Annotated in this window: 12 protein-coding genes and 1 riboswitch; of the genes, 10 read left to right on the forward strand and 2 right to left on the reverse strand. The window is 46.3% G+C overall.

Going from position 1 to position 15,550, the window contains the following annotated elements; all coding sequences use genetic code 11:
- Nucleotides 1–22: 22 nt before the first annotated feature.
- The 6 genes from AM1_RS35545 to AM1_RS35570 all read left to right on the forward strand — a co-directional run bounded on the left by AM1_RS35545 (nt 23) and on the right by AM1_RS35570 (nt 4,709).
- Nucleotides 23–508, forward strand: coding sequence for a hypothetical protein (locus AM1_RS35545; RefSeq protein WP_238549395.1), 486 nt, complete (start codon nt 23–25; stop codon nt 506–508).
- A 135-nt stretch (nt 509–643) separates the two neighbouring features.
- The gene (locus tag AM1_RS35550; RefSeq protein ID WP_012168107.1) at nt 644–1,114 is read left to right on the forward strand and encodes a hypothetical protein; all 471 of its coding nucleotides are present in this window, start codon (nt 644–646) and stop codon (nt 1,112–1,114) included.
- Between the two features lie 264 nt (nt 1,115–1,378).
- The gene (locus AM1_RS35555) at nt 1,379–2,020 is read left to right on the forward strand and encodes a Crp/Fnr family transcriptional regulator (RefSeq protein WP_012168108.1); all 642 of its coding nucleotides are present in this window, start codon (nt 1,379–1,381) and stop codon (nt 2,018–2,020) included.
- A 318-nt stretch (nt 2,021–2,338) separates the two neighbouring features.
- Nucleotides 2,339–3,019: a hypothetical protein gene (locus AM1_RS35560; protein ID WP_012168109.1), complete on the forward strand. Its 681-nt coding sequence runs from the start codon at nt 2,339–2,341 to the stop codon at nt 3,017–3,019.
- 147 nt (nt 3,020–3,166) lie between these two features.
- Nucleotides 3,167–3,922 carry a ParA family protein gene (locus AM1_RS35565; RefSeq protein ID WP_238549396.1) on the forward strand — a complete coding sequence of 252 codons (756 nt, stop codon included), beginning with the start codon at nt 3,167–3,169 and terminating at the stop codon, nt 3,920–3,922.
- Nucleotides 3,909–4,709, forward strand: a complete 801-nt coding sequence (locus tag AM1_RS35570; protein ID WP_012168111.1) for a ParB N-terminal domain-containing protein — start codon at nt 3,909–3,911, stop codon at nt 4,707–4,709. The genes AM1_RS35565 and AM1_RS35570 overlap by 14 nt, the downstream gene beginning before the upstream one ends.
- 104 nt (nt 4,710–4,813) lie before the next feature.
- Here the strand turns inward: AM1_RS35570 and AM1_RS35575 are convergent, their stop codons facing one another.
- Nucleotides 4,814–9,034 (reverse strand): DEAD/DEAH box helicase, encoded by a 4,221-nt coding sequence (locus AM1_RS35575; protein ID WP_012168112.1) that lies wholly within the window; start codon nt 9,032–9,034, stop codon nt 4,814–4,816.
- 356 nt (nt 9,035–9,390) lie between these two features.
- Between AM1_RS35575 and AM1_RS35580 the strand changes: the two genes are divergently transcribed.
- Nucleotides 9,391–9,885 (forward strand): hypothetical protein, encoded by a 495-nt coding sequence (locus AM1_RS35580; RefSeq protein ID WP_012168113.1) that lies wholly within the window; start codon nt 9,391–9,393, stop codon nt 9,883–9,885.
- A gap of 440 nt (nt 9,886–10,325) precedes the next feature.
- On the forward strand, nt 10,326–10,448 hold the full coding sequence (locus AM1_RS39410; protein WP_012168115.1) for an ATP-binding protein: 123 nt from the start codon (nt 10,326–10,328) through the stop codon (nt 10,446–10,448).
- A gap of 556 nt (nt 10,449–11,004) precedes the next feature.
- Here AM1_RS39410 and metE read toward each other — a convergent pair.
- Complete coding sequence (gene metE / locus AM1_RS35585) at nt 11,005–13,359, reverse strand: 5-methyltetrahydropteroyltriglutamate--homocysteine S-methyltransferase (RefSeq protein ID WP_012168116.1); 2,355 nt, start codon at nt 13,357–13,359, stop codon at nt 11,005–11,007.
- A gap of 160 nt (nt 13,360–13,519) precedes the next feature.
- On the opposite strand from metE, the gene AM1_RS35590 reads away from it, so the two are divergent.
- Nucleotides 13,520–14,413 carry a LysR family transcriptional regulator gene (locus tag AM1_RS35590; protein ID WP_012168118.1) on the forward strand — a complete coding sequence of 298 codons (894 nt, stop codon included), beginning with the start codon at nt 13,520–13,522 and terminating at the stop codon, nt 14,411–14,413.
- 168 nt (nt 14,414–14,581) lie between these two features.
- Nucleotides 14,582–14,726: riboswitch (cobalamin riboswitch) on the forward strand.
- 160 nt (nt 14,727–14,886) lie between these two features.
- On the forward strand, nt 14,887–15,219 hold the full coding sequence (locus tag AM1_RS35595; RefSeq protein WP_148216113.1) for a hypothetical protein: 333 nt from the start codon (nt 14,887–14,889) through the stop codon (nt 15,217–15,219).
- Nucleotides 15,220–15,550: the final 331 nt, after the last annotated feature.

Below are 15,550 nucleotides of genomic sequence, written 5' to 3' on the forward strand. Positions count from 1 at the left end.
CCAAGATTTAGAGGAGAGAGCCATGAGCGAGTATGGCGATTTTAGTAATCATATTCCTACACCCCAGCTTGACCCTCTGCGTGTGGGAGAAGTCATGGGTTCGGATGCATTCTCCGTGGGAGATTGGGCGTTACTCAGAACCTGGGAGAATAAACCTGTTAAGGTTACGAGTCTTCACCAAGACCTTATTTTCGTGGATCGAGGGAGAGGAGAGAGTCTTGAGGGTACCCTCGCGAATCATTATCCAGCAGAGCTGGGTTACCCCTTGGATCATCGGTTTTGGAGTCTGCATCAGAAGAAAAGTTATCTACGATGTCATTTTGACCGCAGGCTTCTCAAACGATGGGAGAAAACTTCTAGAGTTTTCGATCACTTCTCTGATGTCCTCAAAGCTTTCCTTATAGGAGCGATGGTTAGTATATTTGCTCTGATGATTTTTGGGTTTTGGTTGTATTACAAGGTATCCGGTCGGTTTAGTACTGCAATCAATAGTTCATCCAATCCATAACCCCATCCCCATCGTGAGCAAGTCTGATTGCTCCACTTTGTCCGAAAGCCAGAATTCGGGTCTTCGTTCACAATGGGGATATAGACCTGATGCCAGATCAGCGCATCCTCTTGAAACCGCTGAGGGGGTCAACACATGCCAACCTATGATTTTGAGCAGCAGTTTGAGATCGGGACTCATCATGAACAAACCCTCGATGAGTATTTTCAGCAGTACTTCTGGATTGAATCCACATCTCGTCAGGAGCAGCGACAGGGGATAGACCGCTGGTTTCAAGCACCCGATGGGTCATGGATGTCGGTCGAGTATAAAGCGGATAAGACAGCGGGCAGGACGGGCAATGCATTCATCGAAACGATCAGCGTAGATGTCAGAGCGGTTCAGGGCTGGGCCTATTCGTCCGAGGCCGATGTGTTGGCCTATTATGTTCCCCCTCGCCATACCGTTTGGCTGATCTGCTTTGTAGAGTTGAGGCAATATCTAGCTGAGTGGCACCAGCGTTATCCTATCCGTCAGATACCCAATCACGGTTATTGCACTGAGGGTCTTCTAGTCCCCCTGGTCTTATTGAGCAATATTGCGTTTGAAGTTTGTCATGTGACGTGAAACGAGTTTTTGGGGATCTGGTTGGTCGTAAGCGGGCTTCCAGCCTAGAAGGGCAGTCGCTGCATCCAAGTATTCATCACAACTTAGTCGTTGCCCAACCCCCATCAGGAACACCTGAGATATCGAGCAGTCATAGGTAGATAATTGGTTTGCTTATGATGACATTTCTACTCACCCTCTGCGCTTAATTTATTGAGACATATAGATTAGTGGCTTTTGGGGGATGAATGCAGATGAAAAGTATCTCCTTCATAAGGCAAGCTAGTGGCAGTATTACCAGGCATAACAACATCTTCTTCCGTCAATGGGAGTCAGGTACTCGAAAAAGTCTATCAGGGTCGCCAGACCTATGAATTTCGAGAAGGCTTCAATATTCCGTTACATCCGCATGATGTGTGGATTGTTTGTCGAGGGGTGGTGCAATTAAATACTTTTCATGGTGATGGGAATGAAGCCATTCTTGGGTTAGTGTATCCAGACATGCCCTTTGGTGTCCCCCTAACCCAAGTCGATCCATATGAAGCAATTGGATTGACGAATGTCGTATTGATGCGGGTCAGTCAGCAAGAAATAGAACGGTCTCTACATTTATCTCAATGGATGCTGGTTCAGTTACAGAAGCGTCTACAACAGACAGAAGCCTTCCTTGCCCTGAACAGTCAACGTCGCGTTGGAGACCGTCTCCAGCAATTGCTGCTGTTGTTGACAAAGGACGTGGGGGAGGTAATACCGGAAGGAATGCGCCTCAAGGTGCGATTCACTCATCAACAACTCGCAGAGCTAGTGGGAACGACCCGAATCTCAGTCACTCGAATTCTCGGATCATTCCGCAAAGAAGGTTGGTTATCCATCGATGGGACTCGTCACTTTGTCATCCACGAATCTTCCGTTGTGGATCTCCAGTAATGCTTTGCATCTGCACACTAATCATTAGCTCTGCCTAGTCTCCCTCCCCCCAACGATCAGAAACCCTAATCCTCCAATCCTTGTAGCACCAGAGCATCCACGCTACCCTAGTGACTAGGCAGTGGGACTCCCCCACCCAGAGTTTTTTCTCCAAATCCACCTCACCACGACTCCCCATCGAGCCTGATTTTTGCTGAGGGTATATTCTCACGCGAGGTCAAAACAACCACTTGCGTTTTCTCAATATCCACATGCCCGACTCGCTTACACATGCCAGTCGTGCCCTATCCACTATTCATTATTCAAAGGACAACACTCATGAAATTGATTACTTCTATCAAACTCCAGCAAGCCGATCACACCGAGGTCATCGACAGTGCTGCTACCCAAGTGGGCCTAGCTGCAAACAAAGCCTTCCTGTTCGTCGTCCGCAAGGAAATCCAAGGCTGGAAAAACTTCACTGCCCTCTGCTCCTGGTGCCTGTCCAAAGTGAGCCAGAAGCATGGACCCATCTTTGAGGAGGTCAAAGAGCGTGCTGTAGCTGTCTACCGCAAGGGCTGTCAGCAAGAGACAGCCTTTGTCCAAGCGCTTATCAAGTCCCAGATCACGGATCGGCTTGATGCTCACTGGAAGCTTCACGATCAGGCTATCGATTGGTTCAAGGACCAGACCCAGGCATTCCTGGCCGACAGCCCGGTCGAGGATACTTCTGAGGTCGAGGTTGAGGATCTATCTCCTGACAGTTCGGAAGACCTGGAGGAGATTGCACCTGTGGATGAGGGTGAGGAGCCTTCTATGACTATCTTGGATGAGGCTCCGGTCCCGGTCCTTGGTCCGCCTGTTGATCCTGACCCACTGGATGATGAGTTGACCGTTCCTCAAGACCCGACTCCTGTTGTGGCTAGTGGTGGAGGAAAGCGTCGGACTAGGAACAAGTCCAAGAGAACACCGCTTGGTGCCATGATGCTTAGCCAAGCCAAAACAGGAAAACCTAGTTAGATATCTGGCGTACCTGGCTCCTGGGGAGACCTGGGAGCTGGTTAGTTGGTGCAGACTAAATTTCTACAAATATTTTTAGTTTTATTAAGGGATTAATAGAAAAGAGGATGGTGTAATTTGCTTTGACCTAATCTATCATTGACAGGAATGTACAATGACTCTTCTACAAAAGATATGACTGTTAGTCGAATTGCTGTTGCTGGTCGTAAAGGAGGTGTAGGAAAAACAACAATTGCCTGTGGAATTGCATCGATTCTAGCTAGTATGCAGCAAAGAGTACTAGTTATTGATATGGATCCCCAATCGAATGCTGCTTATGTGCTTGGAGTTGATCCAACAAAGCCTGGAACCGCGTCTCTGCTGGTTGGTGATCATCTAGAACCCTTGAAAGTGGGTGATTACCTATGGGTATTACCAGGTGGCCCTGAACTCATGAATCATAATATTCAATCCTGTGATCAAGAAGAGCTTGCTGATGCAGTTTTTGGTATGGATTATGATGTCGTTGTTTTTGACTGCCCTCCTGGGAATGAACATTTAGAAAGACTTGCAATAAAAGCTGCTGATACGGTGCTCATAGTTTCTGATGCACATCCACTTGCATTAGTTGGAGCGAGTCGTGTAATTAAAGAATTGAAGCTAAATAGTCAAAAAGGTAGAAAAGGAGCTTCAAGGTGGGCGATTATTCAATCAAAAATTGATGCACGTCGAGCCATGGATCGTACTTTTGATTCTGATCTGGCAGAGTCATTTCCAAATTTACAACGGTTTGTTGTTCGCCAAGACACACAGTTATCCCTTGCTGCTGCAGACCAAATCCCACTCATGACTTACGATGCTAAGTGCCGTGGAGCCCAAGATTTGATAGTTGTTGCACAGTGGGGACTCAATGGCTCAGCGTAAAACCAATACAAAGCGTTTTCAACAAGCTTTAAATGTAGCTGATGATATGTCAGTGATTGACCAAGCTATATCTAATGATACTAATTCAAATCGATACTTAAAGACGGCTATCTTATTAGATCAAATAAAGCTACGCAGTGAAGACACTAGGGAACTAAATCAAGATCATGTATTTGCTTTATCAGAGTCGATTGAGGTATTGGGATTAATTGAACCATTAGTGGTTGATACTAGGAATCGGCTATTGGCTGGAGGTCATCGCCTATCAGCAATACATTTCCTCCGTGACAATAAGCAGGAACGATATGATGAGCAATTTCCTGGTTCTAAGATACCTGTTCGAGTAATGCCTTTTGATGCGGATCAAGATCCTGAAAAAGCTTTGCAATGTGAAGTAGCGGAAAATGAACACAGACGCGATTATACAGCTACAGAGGTTAGGAATTTAGCCGAAAGGCTTAAAAAAGCTGGATACAGTCACGGCAAGGGACGGCCAAGAAAGGGAAAGAAAGCCTTGCTACCTGCACTAGAGGTGATTATTGGTAAGCATACTAGAACAATTCAACGCTATCTTAGTGACCATCAAAAAGAAAATACGACAAATGTCGCATTAACTGCTGAAACCAAGAAACTGAAAAGGATTGAGAAAGATCTTCTGGCTTGGAAAAATGAAAATATGCACTGCACTGCTAATTCCAAGAAGGCTTTGCTGCTTAAACGAATTCCATCAATGGCAAAACTAATCAACCAAGTTCTTACGGAAATTCAAACTCAAGATGGGAATTAATTTTTGTCGAGATTACTATCAATCAAATCATTCTGAGGGAATGATTGTTGAGTGTTCAATGCAATCGGTAAACTGATTGCTCATACTTGTCAAAGATCTTCAGACTAATTTTGCTGCATGAGCCTTAGCAGTTCATCAGTGCTTACCTTGCCACTCATGTCGGCCCCTTCTAAGAGACTATCTGCCAAGTCTCGCTTTTGGTTGTGCAGTTCAACAATTTTTTCTTCAATCGTACCCTTTGCTACAAGTCGATAAATTGTAACGGGACGCTGTTGACCAATCCGATGAGCCCGATCTGAAGCTTGGTCTTCCACGGCAGGGTTCCACCAAGGATCCATATGAATGACATAGTCTGCAGCCGTGAGATTTAACCCAGTGCCTCCTGCTTTAAGGCTAATCAAGAAAATCTCACCCTCTCCAGCCTGGAATGCATCCACTCGTTTATGCCGGTTTTTCGCTGGGGTACTACCGTCTAGATATTGATATTGGATTTGTTGTTCATCTAAGTAACGGCGAATTATTTCGAGATGATCCACAAACTGGCTAAAGACTAATGCCTTATGTTTGTTATCGAGCAATTCATTGAGTACCTCTGCAAAGAGCTGCAACTTCGCACTGGGTAAATCTGTTTCTGGAAGGACCAAGCGAGGATTACAACAAGCCCTTCGTAAGCGCATTAGTTCAGCCAGAACCTGGATATGTTTAGGACCACTGGCAGCGTCACTCTCGTTCAATTTTGCCAATGCGTCCTGTCTTAAAGCCTCATAGAAGGCTAGCTCTTCTGGGCTTAAATCGACTTGTAGAACAATTTCAGTTCGAGAGGGCAATTCCTCTAAGACTTGGCTTTTCGTTCGTCGGAGGATGAATGGTTGGATTAACTTCTTTAAGCAACTCCGAGCGGCTTTATCTTGGTGCCGTTCAATCGGAATGGCAAAACGTTGATTAAAGCTATCTAAAGATCCCAATAATCCTGGATTGATGAATCGAAATAGGTTCCATAATTCACCTAAATGATTCTCAATAGGGGTGCCCGTTGTAATAATCTTCAATTCACCCTGGAGTTTCATAGCGGCTTGAGATCTTTTCGTTGAAAAATTCTTTATCGCTTGGGCCTCATCTAGAACAATTGTTTGCCACCTCACCTGAGCTAACATCTCAGCCACTTCCGCTTGCTGCAAGAGCCCGTAGCTACAAATAAGCATGTCAAAGGGCTTGAGATGCTCTAATAACTGTTGCCGATTACTATTGTCAAATTGCAGTGGTGTGAGAGTGGGAGCATATCTTTTGGCCTCCTTGTGCCAATTCATGCCAACAGAGGTGGGAGCCACAATCAGAGTTGGACCATGAGGGGCACGGGTAAGAATCACTGCTAGTGCCTGCAGAGTTTTTCCCAGACCCATGTCGTCTGCAAGACAAGCTCCAACTCCCCAATGGGAAAGTTTAGCCAACCAGCGAAATCCTTCAATTTGATAGTCTCGCAATTGGACTTGCAATGTTGAAGGAATCTCAGGTTCAAAATTTTTTATCTGGTTTAGCCTTTGTTTTTGATCACGCCAGTGTTTATCTGCTTGTAGGTTCCCGATATCCTCAACCAGATCTTCTAGGGCTACTGAGGCTAGAGGGTGAAACCTTAAACCCTTCCCATTGGGTTCGGATAAAGCCTGCAATTCCGCCAGTCGCTTGCGAAAAGACTGGGTTAGGGCCAGAAACTGACCCTCTTCTAGTTTGATAAACCGCCCAGATGTCTCATCGAGCAAAGCCAATAGCTTTTGAAGGTCTAGGACAAGAGTGTTATCAACATTTACCTCACCTTGGATCGCAAACCAATCTTGTTGTTGGCTAATCTTTAATTTGAAATGGTCTAAGTCTGCTCGATGTGAAATCCGAAATTTTTCGCCTTCGGGCCATTCCACGATGACTTGATCGGAGAGGGATTGTAGAGCGTAGAGGAGTTCTAAACAGTCTTCTGGCTCCGTGATTTGCCATTCTCCATTATCATCTCCATATTGGCTAAGGGTGGGGCATGAATGGATGGTCTTCTGTGCCAATTGTTCTTCTTCCGCTAAATCGCGATTGGTTTGCAACCGTCTTCCTTCAATTTCGGTAATCACCGTGCTCCCCCCAGATCCAGGAGGAAAATAAGAACCACAGTTCCTAAAAGGCCGAACCCTAATCATGGCTTTGAGGCCATCCCCTGCAGGAAAGAGATGGACATGAGGGATCGGATGGGGCGCAACTAACTCAGCGTTTTCAGTGCCACCGCCTATATCCGACTGAACTGTAACAAGTCCTGATATAGAGCTAATAGCTGAAAGCACTTGCTCTTTAGCCGTCTTGGGTACATTGAGGCAGTTGTATTTTCCCAAGATCTTGGCAATGCGGCGGTGACTTTCATTGATTTCAATGACTTTCAGGCGAGTGGGTGTTTCTTGAGTGACCAGAATGTCTTTCGCTCTGGGTATTGGAGGATGTAGTTCTAAAGTGAGCTTTCCCTGATCTTTTTCTTTGACCAATAGCTCAGGTTCGCCTTTGATGATGTCAATGCGGGTGGAGGGCAGACCCGCCCAAAAGACAGCGGGATGACCCACCAATTGAGCAATGGCTTGTTCCTTGAACTGATATTCCGTTTTATGGTAGCCAAAATAGTAGCTCACTTGGTCTTCAATCTCAGCACAAGTTTTCAAGTCTTGAGTTGTGAGATAGCCCAGGCTTTTGGGTTGATTGAACAGACGGCTCAGGGCAATCTTGCGCCCCTTGCTCCACCCTCCCTTGGCATTGCGTTTCTGTTCTTTGGGTTCGAGTGTGACGTTCTCAGATCCGATAGACACAAACCAAGCCAGCCGAGAAATGGCTCCCGTTCCGTCATTTAGTAGAAATTCGGAATTTAACTGTTCTAAGGCTTTTAAGCTGAGCTGCCAATCCTCCTGAGCAGTGACTAATTTGGCTAGGGGAAACTGAGGTGTCGGCAGGTCAGGCAACTTTGGTTTAGTAGCAGGTTGTTCAGAAGCCAGTTGTTGAATTAAAGCTTTCGCTTCAGAAGCCAGCCAACCATATCCAGAGTTATAGGCTTGACAACAATATGGAACAAGGACTTCGACTAAAGCTGTTTTTGCTGAGCTGGGGTCAACCCAATGGACACATAATGCACTGATCAGGGTTTGTAAGCTTTGGCCATATTGGTAGGGCAGTACAGAGGTATTGATCACTGAGTTTTGGTAGGATAAGTCACCTTGTTGGATCAATAGGACTTTTTTGAGCAGGGAATAAATCTGAGAGAGCCAATGGTCTTCGGACTCAAGGATCAAGTCGATATAGCAAATCGCTGAACTGAGTGATGCCCTGGATCCTTCATGGAGGAGTGTCAATAAATAGAAAATGCCGCTGATGGACTCAAAATAAACTTTGCGTTTGCTAGTGAGTTTCCTTAATGCTTTCAATGCCTCCACATATGCAGCAATCGCGGCATCAAAATTACCTTCCAAACAGGCCAACCATCCTTGGATAGCCAGGGCATCATGTTCATAGTCTGCAGGGATATCAACGAGACAGGCTTTAGCTTCTTCAATCCGTCCTCTTAATATCAGTTGTTCGGCTAATACAATACTGAGATAGTTTCCGCCTACGTCCTCACAAATTTCAATGAGAACCTCTAACTTGTCATCAGCAGAGAACAACATGAGGGAATCGGTGAGTAACCCATTGACCAGAAATAGATCAGCTAGTTCCATGGGAATGGTCCAAAACCAGTACCGATCAAAGGGATTATTACAAACGAGGTCAAGAACCTCATCTAACGCAATCTTGTCACTCCTGTAGCCGTAGGCATAGTAATCTTGGCAATACTCAGCAATGGCTTCAAAATCTTTCTGATAAAAGCCCATGCGAAAAGCACGGATAAATTCCTGGTAATCATCAAAACTCAGTCCTTTACCATTCCATCCTGGCTTAAATGGAATAATGGATTCTACCGCTTCAACCATTGCTTTGAACTTACCTTTGGCCACGGCATCTCTTGTGGCAATCTCAATGATTAAGGGGTGTACTCGGAGCTTAGTATTCTCCATCAGTAGAACTTCTAAGTTAAGGAGATTTTCAATGTAGGGCCGAATGGTTGAGCTAGTCAGCTTTTTTTGCTTTGGGCTAAGGGTTCCTATCGTTGCCAAGCAAGATAACAGGGCAGTGCGGCTTGTGGATGTGTAAATAACTGAAACAGCTTGAATAATTTCTCGTTCTAGATCAGAAAGTTGTTCATACTTGTTGACTAGGCTTGCTCTAACGGCAGATAAATCTTCCTGCTTCTCGGGGGAATTTGTGGATAGGGACACGTCGGTAGGGACTCGCTAGTATCTAAACCAGTTTAGAACGGGTCTCCATTACTCATTAGATCTGGAAAAACTTTTTTAAGTCGTCTTTATCGACTCCAGAGACTATGCAGGCGCCAAATCTATCTCACCTGTATATTGTTCCGGGTTTTCTTAACCTGTATAGATTTGAAATTTGCCGTTCTGTTGATTAGCCAACACCGAAGTAATTTGTCTGTTCTTGGATTTATTCTAAAAATATGCGTTCTTCCCCTCCCTAACTATGTTTCGGGAGGGATTTCATTGCTCATTACCAATTCTTGTTAATCTAGTTTGCATCTGACTGCTTAATCTTAAGGAGACTCATTAGAAGAACCATTATGGCTAGGAAATCTAAAGGTTTTAGTGAATTACTCCATCAACAACAAGATGATGAGCAAACAACCGCTCAATCCTTCAATCGGTTGCAAAAAAAAGTTAAGAAAACAACTGGAAAAGACCTTATTAAGGACATAGCCACTAGCCCAAAGGGCATTACCAAAATGTCTGACGTTTTGGAGGAATTTATTGATCCCTACAAAGAAACAACTTCTAGTTTTGAAGATGTGGAATCCTTGCTGAGTATTGCTGTTCTTGCCTGGAATATCGCCTTATTACCCGATGAGGACCGCCAAGAAGCTATAGAAATTATTTTGTCAGAAGCTGCCTCTGGGATGAACCAAAAGAGTCGAGCGGAGTTGCAAACCTTAATCCATCAGATGATTGAGCGCAAAGACTGTTATTTTTCAAGTTTTCAGCGCTATATTGCTAATTTTGACTTGCAGCCTCAAGGAGATAGTTATTTCCTTTCCGTTGCTTCTTCTCTCAAAGAATAGACTTTATATTATCTTCTCAATCAGTGTGAATTAGATGAGCCTAATGCTATGGGCGCTGTGATGGGGAAGTTTAACCGTTCTCAGTTAGAAAAAGAGGAAGCTTCTTTTTCCGCAATCACGGCAACGGTACGGTCTGATTCTGATAACCAACAGGAGCTTTTCAGCGCAGTTTTTATGTCTAGACCGTTTTAGGGCAGTGCTATTACAGTGACTACATCTCTTAGCCATGAGTCCACCCAGGCTTGTTGTCTCAAGTCTAAAGGAAGAGCCAGATAGTGTCAGTTAAGAGTAATACACATACCTTTAAGCTGACTTACATTTATGGGGTAATTTGCCTGTCTTTCGTCCCCCAATCATTGAACTCAACGAGTGGGTTTTGTATGGATATCTATGTCACCGAAATTCAATTTTAACCTCAATGGTCACGAGAAGGATCTGGTATGGGCTTAGCGATTGATAAAGCCATTGCTGAAGCCCATCGAGGTCGAGTCGAGCTAATAAGTGAGCCTGGGGTGGGTTCAACCTTCACTATCAGCATCCCCTTCAGAGACAGTATGAGTTGATTCAACAATGGCTAGAAAAGAAAGCTGAAAGGATGCTTCCCCACCAAAACTAATACACCCCATGGAGAGTAATCTGATCATTTTGAAACCGCTATTCAAGCAAAATTCGCTTTGCGGCTGAAGGTAATGAATTCAGCCTCCGCCACTTAAAAAGCTTTTTGCCACCCGCTTTTCAAAAGCCAATCGGTTTCAAGTTGTGGTCCATTTAGGGATTGATGCACGGGAAATGCAAAATCTATCGCTAGTCTGTAACCAGCAAGGTTCCCTTAGCCAACAGCAAAGACCGCAGTGATTAGAAGGATTCTTGTCTCTCAACTCATCGTAAACTGAGGAGCCGACAGCGCAGTCACTCTTAGAAGGGTTAGTGAAAGCGTACGCAACGAAGTGCCATAAGAGCAAAAATAAAGCCTGAAACAACGTAAACTCGTTGAGCGATCAAGGGATATCTTATTTCATAGGACTATTATAGTTCAAAAGAAATAAGCTATAACCTTTATTTAGTAATGCTTTCAGGCTTATTACTCTTGCTTTCAGCTACGCTTTCACCACCCCAAGTTCAACAATTCGTAGCGCGAAGTTTTGATGCGGTCTCGACCATATTGATAAGTGAAGGCTTCACTTCCGACCATTGGCGAGTCTTGAGACCACAATCCGGGTTGACCCAGAGGTGCTCACGCGGTAACACAGCTTCCGCTTTTGACATGAGATTACTCATTTCATCGGTGGGGGGTACCCGTGGTGAGTGGATGTCATAGACACCTGGACCGATCTCATTTGGATACTTAAAGTCTACAAAGGCATCGAGCAGCTCCATATTTGAGCGCGAGGTCTCAATGGTGATGACGTCAGCATCCATAGCGGCGATAGAGTCGATGATATCGTTGAACTCGGAGTAACACATGTGGGTGTGGATTTGGGTTTCATCCTCCACACCGCAAGCACTGAGGTGAAATGCCTTCACTGCCCAGTTGAGATAGTTATCCCACTCGCTCCTGCGTAACGGCAGACCTTCACGGAAGGCCGGTTCATCGATCTGGATGGCGGCAATCCCGGCAGCTTCGAGGTCCACCACTTCATCACGAATGGCCAGGGCAATCTGATGTGTGGTGACGGAGCGCGGCTGGTCGTCACGCACGAAGCTCCACTGGAGGATCGTAACCGGGCCGGTTAGCATCCCCTTCATCGGGCGATCCGTCAACGATTGAGCATACTCAGACCAGTAGACAGTCATGGGCTTGGATCGGCTGACATCGCCAAAAATGATCGGTGGTTTCACGTAGCGAGTGCCAAAGCTCTGCACCCAACCCGTGCTGGTAAAGGTAAAGCCTTCGAGATTTTCTCCAAAGTATTCCACCATGTCATTGCGCTCGAACTCGCCGTGAACAGGCATATCAATCCCGATCTCGTCTTGGAACGCAACGCATTTAGCAATTTCTTCCTTCATGAACTGGTCGTAGTCCGCATCGCTTAGCTTCCCTTTTTTCCACTGGGCGCGTGCTAGGCGCACCTCCTTGGTCTGAGGGAATGAGCCGATGGTCGTGGTCGGGAATTCCGGCAAACGGAGTTTGGCTCGCTGCTTGGTCTGGCGTTCAACGAAGGCTGAGGCGCGATCGAAATCGCTGGGCTTAACCCCAGCAAGGCGCTTTTTCACAGCATCATTGTGGATACGCTTGCTAGACTTTCGAGAAGCAACGGCGGCACGGTTGGTTTCAAGCATTTCTTCACTTCCGACTTCATCGAGAAGCTGCCGGAGTTCGGTGACTTCCGTGAGTTTCTCGTCGGCAAAGGCCAGCCAACTTTTCAGCTCATCATCCAGCTTTTGTTCGTTTTGCAGGGTGACGGGCGAATGTAGCAATGAACAGCTAGGTGCGACCCAAAGCCGATCCGCGCCAACAACAACCTTGGCCTTCTTCAAAAATTCTAGTGAGGCATCGTAATCATTTTTCCAGACATTGCGGCCTTCGACGATTCCTACGGAGAGAATTTTGTTAGTCGGGAAGGTATCCAGAACAGAGTCAATGTCTTCTGAACCTCGCACGAAATCAAAATGCAAGGCGTCAACCGGCAACGCAAGGTAGTCATCAAGATTATCTCTCACGCCACCAAAATATGTGGTGACGAGCAACTTTGCTGAGCCTTGGACCTTAGAGAGACGATCGTATGCCACCTTCAAAGCTTCGCGCTGTAAATTGCTCAGGTCGGTGGAAATAATCGGTTCATCGAGCTGTATCCATTCCGCCCCTTCGGCGGCAAGCTTGTCGAGGATCTCTACATAGACGGAGACAAGATTGTCGAGGAGAGTCAACGGATCGAAGTCCGGGTTGTTAGAACCCTGTACCTTGCCTAGGGAGAGATAAGTCACGGGACCGACGAGCACTGGCTTCGCGTTAATCCCCAGTTCCTTAGCCTCCGCGAGTTCATCAAAGACTTTGGTGCTGCTAAGGGAGAATGTTGTGTCCCCCCGAAACTCAGGCACGATGTAGTGGTAATTCGTATCGAACCACTTTGTCATCTCGCTAGCAAAAGTGGAAACCTTGCTCGTCTGGCAGTCCTTCTCATCCTCAACCCAAGAAGTGCCGCCTTCCGTACCACGAGCGATGGTGAAAGCGGTGTTGATGTCTGTCTGCCCGCCTTGCCACTGAAAGCGCGGTGGCACATTGCCAAGCAGGCAGCTCATGTCGAGCACTTGGTCATAAAAGGAGAAGTCATTGACCGGGATGAGATCTAGTCCGGCGGCCTGTTGCTTCTTCCAGTTGGTTTCGCGCAAAGTCTTGCCCGTGACGAGCAGCTCGGAAAGAGGAAGGTCGCCTTTCCAATAGGCTTCCGTAGCCTTTTTTAATTCACGCTTGGCTCCGATGCGCGGGTATCCCAGCGAATGTGTTTTGATCGGGGACTTATTGCATTGACTCATAAACTTGGCTCCGATGTGCGGGTATTATCCCAGCGATTTTTTTTGAGGTGATTCCCTTGTTGCCCATTGGCATGGCAATGATGCTATCAGCGTTAATTGATGAATACAAATGGTTATTATTCATGAAATAATGAGTAAAATTCATTGAAGGCCGATAACATTGCTCGAACGTAGCCACCTTGAGATCATCCGTGCGGTTGACCTGCATGGGACTATGACCGCCGCCGCGAATGCGCTACACCTAACGCAATCGGCGCTGAGCCACAGTATGCGCAAGCTGGAAGATCAGATTGGGGTGAAGCTTTGGTATCGGGAAGGACGCAGCCTTCGTCTCACCCAAGCTGGCACCCATTTGTTGGCCGTGGCCAACCGCCTGATTCCCCAGTTCGTCCACACAGAAGAACGATTAGAACAATTCGCCCGTGGTGAACGGGGAACATTACGAATTGGTATGGAGTGCCATCCTTGTTATCAGTGGCTCCAGAAAATCACTGGCCCTTACTTGCGTGCCTGGGAATCGGTGGATTTTGACATTAAACAAAAATTCCAATTCGGCGGCATCGGGGCTTTATTTGCTCACGAAATCGACCTGCTGGTAACTCCCGATCCACTTCTGAAGAAAAGGCTACATTTTGTGCCCGTTTTCGATTACGAACAAGTCTTGGTGGTCGGATCTGAGCATCAACTTCGGGGGGAGGATTGGGTGATCCCTCAGCAACTTGGGGAAGAAGTTCTCTTTACATATCCGGTTTCACAGGATCGCCTTGATATCTATACTCGCTTCCTCACTCCAGTGGGAATGACGGTCAGGCGGCAGAAAGTGGTTGAGACCACAGAAATAATGCTTCAAATGGTAGCCTGTGGCCGTGGTGTTGCTGCTTTGCCTCGCTGGTTGGTAGAAGAATTCTCTGAAAAATATACCGTGCATGCAGTGCGCTTGGGACCTGAAGGCGTGCAAAAACAAATTTTCCTGGGCGTCCGTCAAGCTGATCTCGAAGTTGACTATATCAATGCCTTTATCGATTTGGCCCGCAACTACCATGAACATCCTTGAAAAGGTTCATGGTAGTTGACGGTGCAAAAAAATTAGACTATCTAAACATAAAATTACGCTGTCTGTGGCACCTTCTTCTTTATGGGTTCGCTAGATGCGGTGATGATAGACGAGTTAGCGCCTGAATGAGCCGAGGCTCGAAACCATATGAATGTCTCTGAGCTATGTTATAGTGTCGAGCAAATCGGTTCTGATGGGAAACAGCCATCAGACGTAAGGGGGAAAGTCCGGTGTGAATCCGGCGCTGTCCCGCAGCTGTAAGGAGAGACGCAACTCTCTAAGCCAGAATGCCCACCGGTTGAAAACCCGTTACATAACTATCTGCGAGGTACAGGTAATGTCTGATAGCTTTTTTCGATTTCAACTGGGAAACCAAGCGTCTGGCTGTAGCCACGAACAGGTTGTGGAGATATAACCTACTTGCCATTGGTAGCGCCAGTAACTTCATCTATCCTCATGTCCCTTTAGTTAGCTTGGCATCGCTGGCGGGAGTCACTCTTAATCGCAGACAAGCCATTGTCTCTGCTGGGTTGATTTGGTTGGTTAATCAATTCTTTGGTTTTACCGTTCTGCAATATCCTCTCAGTGCGATCTCACTCCTGTGGGGCCTGTCTATGGGACTGGGGACCATTGCAGTTGCCTTGGTTGCCTCAATTCGGCCCCCCTTTAGTCGTCGCAGTTGGTGGGCACAAAGTTTATGGCTAGGCATTTCATTGTTGCTTGGTTTTTGTCTCTATCAAAGCGGTACGCTGCTGGTCAATCAATGGGTGCAAATGCATGGTCTCACGGCTGATGTGTTTCTATAGATGCTAGGACGAGAGGTGCTGTGGGCAATCGCGCTGTTTGCGTTCTACACCGCTTTAGTTCTGAGCCATCAACGTAACCTGCAACAGACTCTGCGCTAAGTCTTTCTATTTGATTGAAGGCCAACTTCATCTTCAGCCCAGTGACATTGATGAAATTAAGCCGCTTGGAGGGCAATTTTGCCACACATCTGAGCAACTTAGTTCCGCTGTACTCTGGTTGACTTAACTGCAAACGCTGGAAATTTCCGAAGTTCGGATCCATGACCCCATCCTCGTAATCAGCGACATAGAAGATCCAAAAGATGGGATCACTGAAACCTGTCAAGCGCTT

The organism is Acaryochloris marina MBIC11017, assembly GCF_000018105.1.
Classification (GTDB): Bacteria; Cyanobacteriota; Cyanobacteriia; order Thermosynechococcales; family Thermosynechococcaceae; genus Acaryochloris; species Acaryochloris marina.

Bases quoted from the DNA above. Each gene is read 5' to 3' on its own strand.
- AM1_RS35550 (WP_012168107.1), top strand. From the start codon at position 644: ATGCCAACCTATGATTTTGAGCAGCAGTTTGAGATCGGGACTCATCAT.
- AM1_RS35570 (WP_012168111.1), top strand. From the start codon at position 3,909: ATGGCTCAGCGTAAAACCAATACAAAGCGTTTTCAACAAGCTTTAAAT.
- AM1_RS39410 (WP_012168115.1), top strand. From the start codon at position 10,326: ATGGGCTTAGCGATTGATAAAGCCATTGCTGAAGCCCATCGAGGTCGA.
- AM1_RS35565 (WP_238549396.1), top strand. From the start codon at position 3,167: ATGTACAATGACTCTTCTACAAAAGATATGACTGTTAGTCGAATTGCT.
- AM1_RS35580 (WP_012168113.1), top strand. From the start codon at position 9,391: ATGGCTAGGAAATCTAAAGGTTTTAGTGAATTACTCCATCAACAACAA.
- AM1_RS35560 (WP_012168109.1), top strand. From the start codon at position 2,339: ATGAAATTGATTACTTCTATCAAACTCCAGCAAGCCGATCACACCGAG.
- AM1_RS35545 (WP_238549395.1), top strand. From the start codon at position 23: ATGAGCGAGTATGGCGATTTTAGTAATCATATTCCTACACCCCAGCTT.
- metE (WP_012168116.1), bottom strand. From the start codon at position 13,359: ATGAGTCAATGCAATAAGTCCCCGATCAAAACACATTCGCTGGGATAC.